The organism is Nonomuraea sp. NPDC051191, from assembly GCF_044455665.1.
Lineage (GTDB): Bacteria > Actinomycetota > Actinomycetes > Streptosporangiales > Streptosporangiaceae > Nonomuraea.
The window spans coordinates 592,208-606,489 of record NZ_JBITEZ010000001.1; the positions used below are offsets into that span (position 1 = coordinate 592,208).

A 14,282-nucleotide genomic window follows, 5' to 3' on the forward strand; every position below is an offset into this window, starting at 1 on the left:
TTGGCGGCCGACGATTGTGATCATCGATGTCACCACAGACCCATTGCTGGGCCCAAGCACGTGGCGCGCTCAAGTCGTGGTGCTTGGCACTGAGGCTTTTTCATCCTGAAGTGGCAGTTCATGGCGGGTGGACTGGTGGAGGAGGACGGCGGAGGAGCAAGGCCCGACCGAATATGGTTCGTCCCGGCCGTTGGACGACAGCTAGGGTGTCCGCCATGCAGGACGAGGTCTACCACTACAACGAGGAACGTTGGGAAGCCCTTGTGGGGGCGGAGGCGTTGTTCACCCGTCCTATGCTCGACCTGGACGCGGAGAAGGCTCAGGCCTATCTGGGCCTGGAGAGGCTGGGCATCCCCGGCGATCTGGCGGGCCGGAAGGTGCTCTGCCTGGCGGGAGGGGGTGGGCAGCAGTCTGCGGCCTTCGCTCTGCTCGGAGCCGACGTGACGGTTCTCGATATCTCGTCCGGGCAACTGGAGCGGGACCGCTTGGCCGCTGAGCACTACAGCATCGGCATCCGCACGATCCAGGGAGACATGCGGGACCTGTCGGCCCTTGACGACTCCTCGTTCGATCTGGTCTGGCATCCGTACTCGCTGACCTTCGTCCCAGACTCCCGGATCGTTTTCCGCGAGGTCGCGAGAGTCGTCGACGAAGGCGGCTACTACTACCTGATGTGCGCCAACCCGTTCTTCTCCGGGCTCACTCACCACTCGTGGAACGGGGAGGGCTACACGCTGAAGCACCCCTACACGGACGAGGCCACGACCTGCTATCCCGACCAGGACTGGGTCTACGACCGCAAGCCGGCCGGCCCCCACATTCGCGAACCCCTGGAGTACAGGCAGACACTGAGCCGGGTAGTCAACAGCCTGATCCGGGAAGGCTTCATGCTGAGGCTCCTTTCTGAGGTCCGAGGTGACTACCCGGGTGCGGAACCGGGCAGTTGGGCGCACTTCACGGGCGTGGCCCCGCCGTGGCTGGAATTCGTCTGGCAGTACTGCCCGGCATCCTCGGAAGGCGAGGGTGTCTGGGGGCAGGGCTGACCGCGACCCACGAATTCCAGCTGTGAGCCTCTTACATCCTGAGTAGCGGCCCTCCTCGACGAGTTGGCGCAAGTCCCGGCACTCGGGTCGTTAAGCTGCGCCGGCCTCCTTCACGACAGTGAGGGGGTCAGTGTCCATCGGCCGACTGGCGCTGTTCGACCTGATTGCTCAGCAGCCCGAAGCGTGCCCTCTGCCTTGGTCCGAATCGCTGCTCACCCACCTCGGCAGCGTTGAAAGGCATCGCGGCGCCGGCGAGCACACGCAGCGTGTTTCCAAGAACGGTCTGGAAGCCTTCGGAGTCGAATCTCCGCCGTGTCGTCCACCAGACCCTGCAGGCGCCCAGGCCGGGCAGCAGTGGATCGAATGGTCAGCTACGCGCGACCGCCGGTGGTTGCCATGAACCCACGACGATGGGCGTATCCGGCCAGTACGCGCAGATGGAGCGTGAACTCCTCACGGGGAGCCGGGAGCCAGTTGGCATGCAGTGCCGGATCACTCGGCACCTCGCCACCGACGCCCAGTGTGAGTGAGCCGTCCTGGCCGTAGGCCAGGTTCTTGTTCTTCGTGCCGAGCGAGAAGCGGCCGAGCTCGTTGGGGTGGAAGAAGTGGTGCTTGTTGTAGACCGTCAGTGACCAAAAGCCCCGCACCGGGGGGCTGTCCCGCCTTGAAGTGCACGGTGTAGGTGTTGGAGCCGTCGAGCCGTTCGCCCTGGTCGTCGAGATCCTGGTAGTAGTAGGTCGTCTCGTTGGCCGTGTTGGCGAAGATGTTGGACTTGCCGACCGCGGTCCGCATCAGGTAGTCGGTGCCGAACGCCGCTCCGGTGTGCTGGGTCGACCAGTGGTGGGCGAGCGGGATGCCGTAGCTGCGGAACTCGAACAGTTCGCCGGCCATCGCGTCGGCGTCGAGCGCCGCCTGCTTCAGCGCTGCGGCGATCTTCGGGGCGTCGGCGTCCGTCTGGAGCACGGAGCGGAACCAGTCATACATCGCCTGCTCGCCCGGCAGGGGCGGCACCTCGTCGAGGACCTCCCCGAAGACCTCGAAGAACGCGGCCGGGTCCACCCACTGGGTCTCCTGCCCGCCACCTGTCGAGCCTGCCTGGCCGAAGGAGGGAGCCTTGCTCCAGTCGACCACCTTCATCGTGCCGTCGAACTCCGCGAGCGGGTACACGCTGATCTGGTTCACCAGCGGTTGCACCGCCGCTCGGTCCTGATCGGTGTCGTCGAGGAACACGCGCGGGATCACGACCGCGGTCCGGGTGTCGAAGCGGAATACCCCGGCGATGCCGCCGGGTACCTGGCCACTCCAGGAGGTGGGCGCGAGCAGGTAGTGGCCGGGTTTGGTGTCGTACATCGCACCGAGCTCCACGAAGGAGTCCGTTCGCTGGTCGACCGCCTGGTAGACCCAGAACCGGCCACCGAAGTCGGGCACCTGCACCACCGAGGGACCGCGCTCGGCGTCCAGGACGCCGAAACCGTAGGCGACGTCCTGGTTCGGGCAGGCGACCATCCGCTCCTCGGGGCGGATGTAGTCGTACAGCATGCCGATCGTACCGGGCGGGCCCGCCGGCACGATGCCCGCCAGGAGACCCGGCCCCGGGAGCTGCTCCATGAACACGCGTCGGTTACGTAGGTTCACCAGCGGCCAGCCCCACAGATAGGCCGCTCGCCCAACCTGAGCTGCGTACGTCTCAGTGATTCTCACACCATGCAACGTGGTCGTACCTGGCATGGTCTGTCCCCGAGTCGGTCTTGCCCCTCCCCGGAGGCTATGAGCGAGAATCAGCCTTGCAGCAGTGGAACGATTTGAGCGTGTCCGAGCGGGGATCAGCCGACGCCTTGTTCCGCCGCACACAGCCAACCCTGTAAATCACCCGCATCAGAACGGTCAGTGACGACAGCCTGGCCTTGCGGTTGGCTGTGGTGGTCAGCCAGGCGCCGGGGTTGGGCGGTACGCCGCGCCCACTCCTCATGGTGGGCCCGGGTGATCGCCTCCCCGACGTCGCTCACAGGAACGGCCGCACCTCGATCTTCCGATCGCAGACCTTCGACGCCTCGCCGGCGAGCTTGAGCGCCACATCCAGATCAGGGGCCTCCCACACCCAGACGCCGGCGAGGTACTCCTTCGACTCCACGAAAGGCCCGTCGCTGAACACCGCCTGCTCGCCCCGGTTGTCGATGACCGTGGCCGCGTCGGTGTCCGCGAGTCAGCCCGAGAAGACCCAGTAGCCCTCGGCGATCAGCCGTTCGTTGAACGCGCTGATGGCGGGCCGCCTGTCCGTGCTGCCGGGATCGCTCTTGTCATTCGATCACGGAAACCAGGTACCGCATCTGTAGATCAACTCCTGTGATGTCACGACAGCGTGGTCCGCCGGCCAGGGACTTCAGGCCGTCGCATACCGCGGGCGCCCGGCCGGCCGGAAGACCTGGATCGACACACCCTTGGAGTCGACCCGCGACTCGACCAGGTCGAGCGCAAGGTCCGGACCGGTCTCCGGGAACAGGCGCGCGCCCTGGCCGACGACCACCGGGACGGTGATCAGCGTCATCTCGTCCACCAGGTCGTTCTCCAGCAGCCACTGGATCAGGATGCCACTGCCGTGCACCTGCAGCTCACCCCCGGGCTTGGCCTTCAGCTCACTGATGGCCGCCGCGAGGGTCACCGCGGAGAACGGTCGTGTCCTGCCAACGCGGGGCGGTGAGCGTGGTCGAGGCAACGTACTTGGGGGCCTCGTGCAAGGCCACGCCGATGGGATGTGCACGCATCTGGTCGATTGCCCCCCAAGAGCCGGCGAACAGCTCATAAGTGCGCCGGCCGAACAGGAACGCCTCGGCGCGCTGAAATGCCTGCGTGATGAACGTCCTGGTCTCGTCGTCACCCTTCCCCCGGGCCCATCCGCCGCGCTCGAATCCGTTCCTGCGGTCATCCGACGCGGCGCCGTTTCCCTGCATCACGCCATCGATGGTGACCTGGGTCATGGTCGTCAGCCTCATATCGCGGTTCCTTGCCTCGGAGCCGCCCCCTTGCGGGCGGCCTCACCCTTGCTACGAACGCCACCGCCCCGATCCGACACCGCCTCCCGGACTTCTTGCAGAATTTTCCGGGACGCCGGTCGTCAGCAATCCGACAGCACGACAGTTTCGCGGCGACTGCGCCTCCACCTCTTTGATCGCGCCCAGCGCGGACGAGCTCTTGGACCAGATCGATCGCGAAAATCCTGACCAGGGGTTGGCGGGCGTCGAACGGCTCGTGGCGTGAGGGCCCAACCTCGCCGGTGGCGTAGCCGCACGCAAGGCCATCAAAGGCCGGCGCCGCACCACAACAGAGCGCCGCCCTGGCCGACCACGCCGCCGGACCGCCCGTCCGCAAGGCGCACCGGGTGTACGCCGCCCGCATCGCCGCCGTCGATCAGCCACCGCCGTCCAGGCAACTGACCAACACCCCAGCCAGCGCCAGGCCCGGTTACTCGTCTTCGCCGTCATCAGGGTCGCAGTTCACGAACGACCGGTCGCCCCTGCGGCTCCTGCCAATTTGGCGGCCCTTGGATGATCAATCCCAAGGGGTCAGTGGCCCACCGCCTGAGGAGTTCGGCCGGCATGGCACTTGAGCTTCGTCCATACTTCCGAGCAGCGTGCGGCGCCGACATCTGCTACCCCGACAGCCGGGAGGAGTGTTCTCCCCGGAACCCAGCCCGCGATCAGTGCGGCATGACGGCGCTGGTCTTGCAGGACATCCTGGGCGGTGATCCGCTCATCGGAGCGGTCCACGTGGGCGGTGGGCGGCAGAGTGGTCGCTCGACCGCCGGACGCTCCGCGCCATCACCACGAGCAGTACGAACTCTTGCGCGAGCGAAAATGTGATCGCGGCGCCGCTGCATCCCATCGGGTCCTTGATGCGTTCGCCGAAGCCGGAGGTGCGCTGGTCGACACCGCCGACACCTACTCCGACGGAGCATCGGAGGCCATCATTGGAGCCTGGATGCGTGACCGGAAGAACCGCGACCAGATGGTGGTGTCGACGAAGGGCGGCAACCACCCGCGTTTCGAGGGACTGTCCGCGACCACCGTGGCCGCTGCTGTCGAAGAGTCGCTGCGTCGACTGGGCACCGACTACATCGACCTGTACTTCGCGCACCACCAGGACGACCAGACGCCGATCGAGGAGAGCGTGGCAGGGTTCGACGCTCTGGTCCAGGCCGGCAAGATCCGGGCCATCGGACTCTCGAACTTCACCGCCGACGCCGTCCGTGAGTGGATCGACACCGCCGGCAGCGGCGGCTTCGCCGCACCGGTCGCGCTCCAACCGCACTACAGCCTGGTTCATCGCCAGCCGTTCGAGGGGGAGTTCGCCACGCTTGCGAGCGAGGCCGGTCTTGCGGTACTTCCTTACCGGGCCCTCGGTGGCGGATTCCTGTCGGGCAAGTACCGCACCGAGGCTGACACCGAGGACCGAGCCAGGGGAGCCGGCGTGCGACCTCTGCTCACGCCCGAGGGCCTCCACCTGCTCGACACCATCAACGCGATCGCCCACGACCATCACGCTCAGGCCGCCACGATCGCTCTGGCCTGGCTGATGCACCAACCGGCCGTCACGGCACCGTTGGCCTCCGCCACCTCCCGTGCGCAGTTCGAAGAGCTCCTGGCAGCACCAGCCGTCACGCTGGACGAAGCGGAGATCACCCGCCTCAACACCGCAGCCGATGACCTCGCATAAACCGGGGCGTCCTGTCCAGCCCGCGCCCGGCTGTGAGCTGTATCGCTGCACAACCTCAGCTGGCCGCTGAAGAGGCTGCACCGCCATGCCGAGGCGGCAACCGTGGAGCAGGAGGCCGTCGCCATCTACCGGCAGCTAGGCCGAAGCCGACCCCGACCGCTCGGTGGCAAGCCGACCCGGACCGCAGGCCGGCTACGGCCGAGGACCGGAAGCGGCGCGGCAGTCGATCGCCCCGACCGGCTACGGCTCGCGTCAAAGTGAGCGATCGTCACAGCTGCCACCACAACAACATCGGCGAAGAGTTTTCCAGCCCATAAGGTCTACCGCCTGGTGAACGAAAGCGCGTGGGCGGTGCTGGCCGCGACTGGCTGAAGAGCCGCAGCGCGGCCAGCGAGCGCCCGACGCGCGGCGAGACGCCGAAGGCGGCTCGCCTTAAAACCGTAGGGAAAGTTCTCATCCGGCCGTAAGGCACTCCGTCTGACCTGCTGTGTTGTTGACTTCTCTCGTGCTGGCGATGCTGGTCAGGCTGGGGCTGGCCCCTCGGTCCCAAGCCGACCTGACTCAGCCGGCCTCTTCGACGTATGACGCCAGGTTGGCCAGCGAGGAGGCGATCCCGGCCTCGTGCACGGCTTGGTTGATGCCTGGTGGTACGTCCGTGGCGGTGACAGATACCTCGGTCCCTTCGCCGACAGCAGTTAGGTGCCAGGTCATCGTCATGGTGCCCGCGTACGACGGGTCCTCGGCCTCGAACACCGCCCGCTGCACCACGCGCTCCGGTGGAACCAGTTCGGCGAACCCGACGTCGACGACGTCCGTCGCGTCTGATGTCTTGCCGGGGCTGTCGGTGGGGTCGAGGTACGTGAGGACCATCCGGAACCCGCCACCAGGCCGGGGATCCCACCGCTCGATCCGCCCGCGCATGCCGTCCGGCGGCAACCAGGCTTCGAGGGCCTCCCGGTCGAGGAGGGCGCCATAGACAGTCGCCGGTGGTGCCGCGATCAGCCGGCTGGCGCGGTCAGTCCTGTCCATGACCCGAGTCTAGGACCGAAGCTGTTCGGGCCCATCCTCGTCGAACGACAGCCGGACCAGCGCCTTTAAGGTGCCGTGGATAGCTTCCCACCAGGTGTCGCCGGTGATGCGGCTGTTGAGGGGGCAGGCCGTCGCCGCCTACATCGCCAAGTACGCCATCAAGGCCGCCGAATGTGTAGGGACGCTGGATCGCCGCATCCAACCCCTCGACAATCTCGACGCCCTACCCGTTCGCGACCACGCCCGCCGGCTGATCGCCGCCTGCATGCGCCTTGGCGAGAACGCCGACCTGCGGCTTATCCAATGGGCTCACATGCTCGGCTTCCGCGGTCACTTCTCCACCAAGAGCCGCCACCACTCCACCACCCTCGGCGAACTCCGCGCCGCCATCACAGGTCACCGCGTGCCGAACCTGGGGGAACAGCATGACGCCTGAACTGCTCACGGTTCCGCAAGCCATGGCCACTTTGCAGGTCAGCCGGTGGACCCTCTACAACCTCATCCGCTCCGGCGAACTGGGCTCGGTCATCGTAGGCGTCCGCTGCCGCCGCATTCCTCAAGCCGCCCTGAACGACTACGTCACCCGACTCTGTGAGGAGGCAGTCTGATGCCCGCCATGACCGCGCTCGCCTCCCCGGAGGAGCCCAAGCGTCCGCGTACGGGCCGTCGTACCCGGGCCAACAACGAAGGCTCGATCACCCGTACAAGAACGGCTGGGCAGGCTACGTTCCTTGGTCTCACGTGTGTGGATCTCGTCGGCTAACAGGTCTGGATCTCCCACCAGCTCACCACCAAGACAGAGGACTCGACGGCTTCGCTGCCGCTCTTCGGCCTGTGCGTCTCCGCACTCAGGCACCGTCGGCGCGTCCAGGAGGAGGCCCGCAAGATGGCCGGGGACGCATGGAAGACCTCGGACCTGACGTTCACGCGGCACGCCGATCGAGCCGCGCAACTTCAACAGGGCCTTCGAGAACCACTGCCGCCGAGCGGGCGTCCCGCGCATCCGTGTGCATGACACCCGGCACACGTGCGCCTCGCTTCTGGCCGCCCTGGACGTCCACCCGCGTGTGGCGATGCGCATCCTGCGCCACTCGCAGATCTCGATGACCACGGACGTCTACACCCAGATTCCCAGTCCCGAAACCCGCAAGGCGCTAGACAGGCTCAATCAGAGCCTCGACCGCTCAAGCGAGTCATAACTGATCTCTCGGTACCAGACTTAGGTCCTCGTGGGGTATCCCCAAAGGGCCTAAGTGTGTTCATGGGGTTGTCTCATAGCCCAGGGGATATGCAGCACTAGCTGCGTTGGTCATTTCGTTTCTCGTTGCACGTGGTTCAAAGGGATGAGTGCTTCCAGTGAGGCGCCAGGTCATCTCCTGCCAGACGTAGCGGAGGGCGAATGACGCACCCTGTGAATTGCGGGCGGGCCAAGGGACATCACTGTGGCTGTTCTGCGTGCGGCGGGGCACAGCACGGCTGGACGCACGCTCTCTCGCTGGCCCGCGACCCCTCGACCGCGGCTCGTGAAGCGGCGAGAGACACTAGCGACGCGGCCTGGGCCGCAAGTCGGCCTCCCATGGGGCGACGAAAGCCCTCCAAGGAGCGAAAGGCAGCCGCCACCGATAGTGCCACGGTCGACCTCGTTGACTGGCTATCCAAAAACCCCGACGCCATCGACCTTATCCAAGAAATCGGAGATGCCCTTGCTGGCCCTGTGGTTCAGGAGCTCGATAAGAGCTTCGGTGGGGGCGAGCCGAGAGAAGCGAGAAGGCAGCTCACCAATCACTTCTGGTGCGATCTCCTCATTGCCATGGCCGAGGCCATTGAGAAGCTCTCGAAATCTCTGAACCGAATTCCGGAGTACGTGACGACGGTCATTATGCAGTCCCGGCAGAACGAGGGACGCGGAGCCCTCCTCAATGCTCTGGTGGGTCTCGCTGTGCGGACAGCGTGGGAGCCCATCAAGAGCATGATCCATACGGCCGGGATCGAGGAGCTCCAACGGACGTGCCGGATCCTCGCCGTTCTGATCTGCCCGGCCCCTGAGGATCACAAGGCCGTCCAGGACGGCGCTCTTCTTCCTCTGGCGCAGGAAGGGATGCTGGAGATCAGCAAAGAGCGGCTTGAGCAGGTCTTCCCCGCAGACTGGGTTCACCGTCTTCGGGAGGGCCTCGGCGGTGCCTGAGCAAGGCTGGCACCTTCCGCGGCCCGTGAAACGAACCCATCGTTAAGCGCTTCGCCAGGCGTCGGTGATGCAGGCCTCCTCGAAGTGCCACCAGCCATCCCTTTGGCCACGCGTCAACAGCGTCTTCATCTGCCCGAGCCCTGCGCCCGCCGGCACAGTGAAAGCGACCAGGGGAAGCTCCGAGCTGAAGGATTCCCCGCCCAGGCCGAACGGTGCCAACTGCTCGTACACGGCCTGCGCGCTTCGCCCCAGCGGTCCATTGGGTGACGGCAAAACCCGGATCGTGCAATTGCCCGACGCTTCCACCCGCTCACAGGCCCAGTGGCGACCGTCATCATTGGTGATGAAGCGCACCACGTCGCCTTCGGCGACCCCGTCCTGCAGAAATGGGACGTTCGCCACACGGGCGGTGTCCTCGGTTAAGGGCATGGCCCAAAGTCCTTCGGTGTCGTAGGGAAGCCAACCTTCCCGGGGCACGAACTGAAACCACAGTTTGATCAAGCCTGGCTCTGTGGGGAGACGTTCGGAGGGGGCAGAGAGAACCATGCCCACATGATCGCGCAGCCTGCCGAGTGTCCTTGAACAAGCTGATCGCGGGTATGCCCAGAGGCGGATGCTGGGGCCGGGTTGGAGCACCTGCATGGTCGGTACGAGAAGATCATGTTGATCTGGCCGACAGCGGGTGCATGGGCGCGCTGGTGGCCTGGGTCAGGCAGAAGCTCCGACTGGCGTTGGAGATCGTCAAGTAGCGCGAGGGCGCTACGGGATTCGTCGTCTTCGCGCGGTGCCTCTGGAAGACCGATTGCGCGAGCCCACGTTGCTGTACAGCGCTGCTGTACGCCCACGAAAAAGGCCCTCCGGGATGATCCCGGAGGGCCTTTGACCTGCTGTGCGGCCGGAGGTACTCGAAACCCCAACCTTCTGATCCGTAGCAAGGTCAGGGCTGTCCACAGCCATCCACGATTGTCATAAGCGCCTGTTCAGAGCGGGCGCCTTGCTCTGGAATCTCGATGCCCGTCTACGGTGGTCCAGGGTTGTTGTTAGCACCAGCGTTAGCAAGCTCGGCGGATTGATAGGGCGACAGTTCACGGCGTCCCGCAGCATATTGATCGCGTCCAATACGTCGGTGACGACGTGATCGGCTTGGTGGTCATGTCCTGACCGTGTGCCTCGATCGATCCAAATTATTCGCAGCCTCCAGGGAGCAGTGTCCCGCCGAGCTTAGCCTGTGAGCATGTGCATGATGGGGGCTCCGAGCGCCCCCAGCCAGCCCGCCAGAGCCATCAGCGGCCCACGCAAGGACTCTCCCGCCGCGGCTAGCGCTCCCGCCGAGGACAGGGCCTCGGTCAGCCTGGTCAGGCGGGTGGCGATGCTCTGGTGATCGGGTCGCGCGCGGTTCAGTTCGGTCTGTACGGCCTCTGCCTCGGCCGCTTCGGACGGCAGGCTGAGAGCATGGAGCCGGGTCACCAGCGATGCGGCCCACTCACTGGGCTCCCCCGCGAGGAACGTGCCCTGCTGGCCGCCCTGGATGGTCTGGTCGCCGGCCACGTTGTTGATGTTGACGGCCTGCTGGTTGCCGATGTTGAACGTCAATTCCATCCTCCAACTCGTCCGCGCTGGACCGGAGCGTTCCAGGCGTGCCGGGGGTCGGTGTCCACTTTCCTGCCACGGGCGGCGGCGACGAGCTGCATGATCAACGCGATCCAGAAGAGCATGCTGCCCACCACGCCGACGACCATCGCGGTCAAGAAGACCGGGCCGAAGAAGTCGCTCGGCAAGAGATTGGGTCTCGACCCGCTTGGGTCGATGCTGTTGAAAGTGCCGAAGAAGTTCAAGCCGGCGACCACGCCTCCGCCGAACCACATGACTAGGCTCAAGTAGATCAACTGGCGCGCCCGGGTACGGGCCGCCGCAACCTCCCGTAGAAAACTCTCCCGCTGATGGACGTAGTGGTTGTACTGGTCGCGGCCCACGTTGTTGATCTGGCCGCCCGTCTGCCGATCGACGTCAAAACGGACCGGCCGCTCCTGCGGGGGCCGGGCGGGCGGCATCACGCCGGTGTTTCCGCGCACCTCGTACCGTGCGCGGACCATGCCAAACTGGACCACGTCGCCGTCGTGCAGGATCCGTGGCCGCCGTAGCGGCTCGCCATTGACCGACGTGCCGTTGCGCGATCCCAAGTCCTCGACGCTGGTCTGGTCGCCCACTTGGCTCAGCGCGGCGTGGATGGAACTGAGATGAGGGTCGTCGAGCCGTAGATCGGCGGCGTGCCCCCGGCCGAGTGAGCGGCGTCCGGGGCCCACCGGAAGGATCACGCCCGCAAGCTGTGACGGGTGGATGACGACCAGTCGGGGATCTTCTGATGATGTTGTCATGCCGTCTCCTCGGGGACCGGCGGCAACGTCCATGGTGCGCCGTCCGGACGCACTCCGCCAGCCTTTTCAGAGTCGGCTTCACGACGAATTCGGCTTGGTTTGGTCGTTGCCGGAGAATGAGCCCTCGGAAGGAAAGGTTGGGATTGCCGGGATTCCCGTCGACGGCAGATCAGAAAACGATTTTCGCGATCCCCCGGGCTGCCGACCTGCAGGTCTGCGGTTCCTCGGGTGGTGCCGGACCCGGCCCGTCGGCCACGGCAACCTTCGCGTCTTCTTCACATGTTGTCGCCTTAGTGTGCTCACATGTAGGAGAGTGACCGTACGCTTTCAGGTGTAGCAGTCGCCCAGTTGCCCATCGAAGACCCGGGGGATGAGGGTGGTCGACGGTGCCCGTAGTGTGTGCGTGGTGGCCGACGTTGCCGTCAGCGTTGCCGTCACGGATCCCACGAGTCCCGATGGCAAGGACCGACGGAGTCGGTCCGCGGCAGCCGATCGCCCCAGCCATGCACGGTGAGAAGCGAAGTGGGCGATCGTCACGGCTTCAGCCCATCTGAAGCAAACAACGACGGGACATCCTGGCTGCCAAGGATTCCCTGGGCGACGCTGTCGGGCATCATGGAGTGATGTCTCAGCCGAAGGTGATCGTCTTCGATGCGATGAGTGTTCTATATCGGCATGGGAACGTTCAAGGCCGTGTTCTGATCCCATACTTGCGTGCTCACGGATGCCGGCGATCCGAGCAGGAGATCCGTGCCGCCTACCGTTCAGCCACGCTTGGAAGCATGACAACGGACCAGTTCTGGTCGGTTGTCGAGCTACCGGCGGAAGGCCGTGACGCAGACTACTGTCAGCAGCACCAGCTCACTGAAGGTGCCCTGGAGGCTCTCGCGGAACTCGCGAAAGATAATCTTGAATTTGCCTGCCTGAGCAACGACACAGCGGTCTGGTCTCAACTCGTGCGTCGGCGTTTCGGCCTGGAGAGCTATGTCCAACAGTGGTTCATCAGCTCTGATCTCCAGGCCCGCAAACCAGACGCCGCTGCCTACATGGCGGTGCTTGATGCGCTGGACACCTCGCCAGAAGAAGTGGTGTTCGTCGACGATCGGCCGGTCAATCTTGCTCCGGCTCGCTCGCTGGGGATGCGAACGATTCTCTTTCGGAGCGACGACACCGACGCTCACCCCGAGCCTTCCGAACGAGGTCGGCGATGCAGCGTCGGAACGATGCCGGAGTTGGCCGCCACCGTTCGAGACCTTTGCTCAACAAGGACGGTACGTGAGCCGATAGATGAGGGGAGGCATGAGCACTGACCGTACTGTTCGCCGAAAGAATGGTGGCCGTTTCGCACGAACCGGCTGTTGAACTGTTCGTCGCCCAGACCGTTGGTCCTGCCGATCAAAGCTGGTGGTCAGGGGCGGGGTCGAACTGCCGACCTTCCGCTTTTCAGGTGTGGCAACCACCCAGCGCCTCAACCGCTACCAGGGGCCGGATGACATCCCATGGTGTCCAGCGCTCGTGCATGGAGACCGAGATTTCGGCCCATGGTCCTGAGCTGCTGCGCTGCTGGTTGGGCCGTCAGACGCTTGGGCCGTTACTCCGCGTAAGTCCCCGTTGATCGCCTTATTATCGGGCACGTATTGGGGGCGGTTACTCTGATGCAACTCTTGATCGGAACGGGGAGCAAGTGATTTTAGGGCATGTAGTCGGGTGTTGATGGGAATCGGGCTGGTGGTCCTCGTTCCCAGCGTCCTCATGCAGTTGGGGGTGCAGGAAAAGTGGATGCGTGCGAGGGCGGTCGAGCCGTCGGAAGCAAATGCATCCTTCCTGACACTGCTCGTGATCTCATGGATTGGCATCGGTCTGGGGATCGCGTGGGTGCTGGCGGCCATAATCTGCTACCTCATACCGAGGTCCATGGCCTATCTGCAGCGACTACGGGGCCGCCAAGGCGGTTCGGGTGCGGTCGTTTAACCTCCTCGCCACCTCAACCCTCTGCGGACCAGACACCCGGTGTGGTGATCATCCCGGAGCCGGAGCGCCCCTGCCGGAGGCGGGTTTGCCTTCAGGATCTCGGCGTGACCGGGCACGATCTGTGTATGGCTGATGAGACGGGTTTTTCGCGGGAGGACTACGCGTCGATGTCTCGTGCAGGTGAGATCTTGCACGCCAAAGGATGGCGCAAGGTTTTCACGGTGGCTGAGATGGCCGACAAGTGGGCATGGCTTGTCGGCGAGGTCGAGCGCGGCTACGACGACATGGTGGACGAGTACACCAACGATCTCTATTGCCGTAACTGGCTCGCGGAGGCGTGGCCGATGCTGACGCACCCGGTGCGGGCAGCCTGGCATGCGGAAATACAGCCACTTGACGAGCGCTTTCGTGCGGCAACCGTTGATGACGACGGCGAGGCGATCTCTCGATACCACCGGATCGTCCTCATGGAAGGTTGGTGGTGGCGGAGAAAACCGCGGAAACTGCTCGGCTCTTTGGCATCTGACTTGGCAGAGATGCCGGACGAGACATAGCTCGCAGCTGAGAACGGCACGGGGGTGGCGCCCTGGTGACGAGCGATGAGTGTTCGGGGCGGTGCGGCCCCGTGCGGTGGGTCAGATGAGTGTGGCGAGGCCGGTGTACGTCGGGCGGCCCGGTGTCCCGCCGCTGGCCGGGACCGGCCTCCAGGCCGCACGCCCGGACGGCGGGTGGGCGGAGGGCCGTGCGGCGGCGCGCCGCGCCGCCGCCTTGATCTCCTACGAGTACAACTCGGCAAGCTTGAGGCTGCGGCGTCCTCAGCGGCCTGGTGCTGAGAGATCAGGTCCAGACGGTTGGGGGCTTGGCCGTGATGCGCCTTTCGCCGTTCAAGCTGTTCGCCGTACTGCTGATGGCGCGTGGGTGGTGCTGGCCGCGACCGGCCGAAGAGCCGCAGCGCGGCCAGCGACCGCC

Annotated in this window: 16 protein-coding genes and 1 pseudogene; 8 read left to right on the forward strand and 9 right to left on the reverse strand. The window is 65.2% G+C overall.

Going from position 1 to position 14,282, the window contains the following annotated elements; genetic code table 11:
• The first annotated feature begins 215 nt into the window (after positions 1–215).
• Positions 216–1,043, forward strand: a complete 828-nt coding sequence (locus tag ACIA8R_RS02815; protein ID WP_397036145.1) for a class I SAM-dependent methyltransferase — start codon at positions 216–218, stop codon at positions 1,041–1,043.
• A gap of 371 nt (positions 1,044–1,414) precedes the next feature.
• On the opposite strand, the gene ACIA8R_RS02820 is transcribed toward ACIA8R_RS02815, so the two are convergent.
• The 5 genes and pseudogenes from ACIA8R_RS02820 to ACIA8R_RS02840 all read right to left on the reverse strand — a co-directional run bounded on the left by ACIA8R_RS02820 (position 1,415) and on the right by ACIA8R_RS02840 (position 4,033).
• Positions 1,415–1,690, reverse strand: coding sequence for a DUF1214 domain-containing protein (locus ACIA8R_RS02820; RefSeq protein ID WP_397036147.1), 276 nt, complete (start codon positions 1,688–1,690; stop codon positions 1,415–1,417).
• Positions 1,691–2,213: 523 nt separating this feature from the next.
• A pseudogene (locus tag ACIA8R_RS02825) lies at positions 2,214–2,771 on the reverse strand (DUF1254 domain-containing protein); the annotation flags it as partial.
• 274 nt (positions 2,772–3,045) lie between these two features.
• Complete coding sequence (locus ACIA8R_RS02830; protein WP_397036149.1) at positions 3,046–3,174, reverse strand: hypothetical protein; 129 nt, start codon at positions 3,172–3,174, stop codon at positions 3,046–3,048.
• A 249-nt stretch (positions 3,175–3,423) separates the two neighbouring features.
• Positions 3,424–3,702, reverse strand: coding sequence for a dihydrofolate reductase family protein (locus tag ACIA8R_RS02835; protein WP_397036151.1), 279 nt, complete (start codon positions 3,700–3,702; stop codon positions 3,424–3,426).
• Positions 3,677–4,033: a dihydrofolate reductase family protein gene (locus tag ACIA8R_RS02840; protein ID WP_397036153.1), complete on the reverse strand. Its 357-nt coding sequence runs from the start codon at positions 4,031–4,033 to the stop codon at positions 3,677–3,679. The genes ACIA8R_RS02835 and ACIA8R_RS02840 overlap by 26 nt, the downstream gene beginning before the upstream one ends.
• Before the next feature lie 847 nt (positions 4,034–4,880).
• Between ACIA8R_RS02840 and ACIA8R_RS02845 the strand changes: the two genes are divergently transcribed.
• On the forward strand, positions 4,881–5,753 hold the full coding sequence (locus ACIA8R_RS02845; protein ID WP_397036155.1) for an aldo/keto reductase: 873 nt from the start codon (positions 4,881–4,883) through the stop codon (positions 5,751–5,753).
• A 561-nt stretch (positions 5,754–6,314) separates the two neighbouring features.
• Here the strand turns inward: ACIA8R_RS02845 and ACIA8R_RS02850 are convergent.
• Entirely contained in the window at positions 6,315–6,782 is a 468-nt protein-coding gene (locus tag ACIA8R_RS02850) for an SRPBCC family protein (protein ID WP_364083228.1), read from the reverse strand.
• 106 nt (positions 6,783–6,888) lie between these two features.
• Here ACIA8R_RS02850 and ACIA8R_RS02855 point away from each other — a divergent pair, with 106 nt between their 5' ends.
• From ACIA8R_RS02855 to ACIA8R_RS02870, 4 genes are all read left to right on the forward strand, one after another.
• Positions 6,889–7,218 (forward strand): replication initiator, encoded by a 330-nt coding sequence (locus ACIA8R_RS02855; protein ID WP_397036531.1) that lies wholly within the window; start codon positions 6,889–6,891, stop codon positions 7,216–7,218.
• Positions 7,208–7,390 carry a helix-turn-helix domain-containing protein gene (locus ACIA8R_RS02860; protein WP_364083158.1) on the forward strand — a complete coding sequence of 61 codons (183 nt, stop codon included), beginning with the start codon at positions 7,208–7,210 and terminating at the stop codon, positions 7,388–7,390. Before ACIA8R_RS02855 ends, ACIA8R_RS02860 begins: the two co-directional genes overlap by 11 nt.
• Before the next feature lie 330 nt (positions 7,391–7,720).
• Positions 7,721–7,981, forward strand: coding sequence for a tyrosine-type recombinase/integrase (locus ACIA8R_RS02865; RefSeq protein WP_397036533.1), 261 nt, complete (start codon positions 7,721–7,723; stop codon positions 7,979–7,981).
• A 377-nt stretch (positions 7,982–8,358) separates the two neighbouring features.
• Positions 8,359–8,967: a hypothetical protein gene (locus ACIA8R_RS02870; protein ID WP_397036157.1), complete on the forward strand. Its 609-nt coding sequence runs from the start codon at positions 8,359–8,361 to the stop codon at positions 8,965–8,967.
• A 42-nt stretch (positions 8,968–9,009) separates the two neighbouring features.
• Here ACIA8R_RS02870 and ACIA8R_RS02875 read toward each other — a convergent pair whose 3' ends face one another.
• The 3 genes from ACIA8R_RS02875 to ACIA8R_RS02885 all read right to left on the reverse strand — a co-directional run bounded on the left by ACIA8R_RS02875 (position 9,010) and on the right by ACIA8R_RS02885 (position 11,342).
• Positions 9,010–9,468 carry a DUF4265 domain-containing protein gene (locus tag ACIA8R_RS02875; RefSeq protein ID WP_397036159.1) on the reverse strand — a complete coding sequence of 153 codons (459 nt, stop codon included), beginning with the start codon at positions 9,466–9,468 and terminating at the stop codon, positions 9,010–9,012.
• Positions 9,469–10,188: 720 nt separating this feature from the next.
• The gene (locus tag ACIA8R_RS02880; RefSeq protein ID WP_397036161.1) at positions 10,189–10,566 is read right to left on the reverse strand and encodes a hypothetical protein; all 378 of its coding nucleotides are present in this window, start codon (positions 10,564–10,566) and stop codon (positions 10,189–10,191) included.
• Complete coding sequence (locus tag ACIA8R_RS02885) at positions 10,557–11,342, reverse strand: FHA domain-containing protein (protein ID WP_397036163.1); 786 nt, start codon at positions 11,340–11,342, stop codon at positions 10,557–10,559. Before ACIA8R_RS02885 ends, ACIA8R_RS02880 begins: the two co-directional genes overlap by 10 nt.
• A 623-nt stretch (positions 11,343–11,965) precedes the next feature.
• On the opposite strand from ACIA8R_RS02885, the gene ACIA8R_RS02890 reads away from it, so the two are divergent.
• Positions 11,966–12,652: an HAD family hydrolase gene (locus tag ACIA8R_RS02890; protein WP_397036165.1), complete on the forward strand. Its 687-nt coding sequence runs from the start codon at positions 11,966–11,968 to the stop codon at positions 12,650–12,652.
• 786 nt (positions 12,653–13,438) lie between these two features.
• Complete coding sequence (locus ACIA8R_RS02895) at positions 13,439–13,867, forward strand: hypothetical protein (RefSeq protein ID WP_397036167.1); 429 nt, start codon at positions 13,439–13,441, stop codon at positions 13,865–13,867.
• Positions 13,868–14,282: the final 415 nt, after the last annotated feature.

Coding starts and splice junctions, on each gene's coding strand:
- ACIA8R_RS02815 (WP_397036145.1), top strand. CDS start 216: ATGCAGGACGAGGTCTACCACTACAACGAGGAACGTTGGGAAGCCCTT.
- ACIA8R_RS02840 (WP_397036153.1), bottom strand. CDS start 4,033: ATGAGGCTGACGACCATGACCCAGGTCACCATCGATGGCGTGATGCAG.
- ACIA8R_RS02850 (WP_364083228.1), bottom strand. CDS start 6,782: ATGGACAGGACTGACCGCGCCAGCCGGCTGATCGCGGCACCACCGGCG.
- ACIA8R_RS02855 (WP_397036531.1), top strand. CDS start 6,889: ATGCGGCTGTTGAGGGGGCAGGCCGTCGCCGCCTACATCGCCAAGTAC.
- ACIA8R_RS02860 (WP_364083158.1), top strand. CDS start 7,208: ATGACGCCTGAACTGCTCACGGTTCCGCAAGCCATGGCCACTTTGCAG.
- ACIA8R_RS02870 (WP_397036157.1), top strand. CDS start 8,359: ATGGGGCGACGAAAGCCCTCCAAGGAGCGAAAGGCAGCCGCCACCGAT.
- ACIA8R_RS02880 (WP_397036161.1), bottom strand. CDS start 10,566: ATGGAATTGACGTTCAACATCGGCAACCAGCAGGCCGTCAACATCAAC.
- ACIA8R_RS02885 (WP_397036163.1), bottom strand. CDS start 11,342: ATGACAACATCATCAGAAGATCCCCGACTGGTCGTCATCCACCCGTCA.
- ACIA8R_RS02890 (WP_397036165.1), top strand. CDS start 11,966: ATGTCTCAGCCGAAGGTGATCGTCTTCGATGCGATGAGTGTTCTATAT.
- ACIA8R_RS02895 (WP_397036167.1), top strand. CDS start 13,439: ATGGCTGATGAGACGGGTTTTTCGCGGGAGGACTACGCGTCGATGTCT.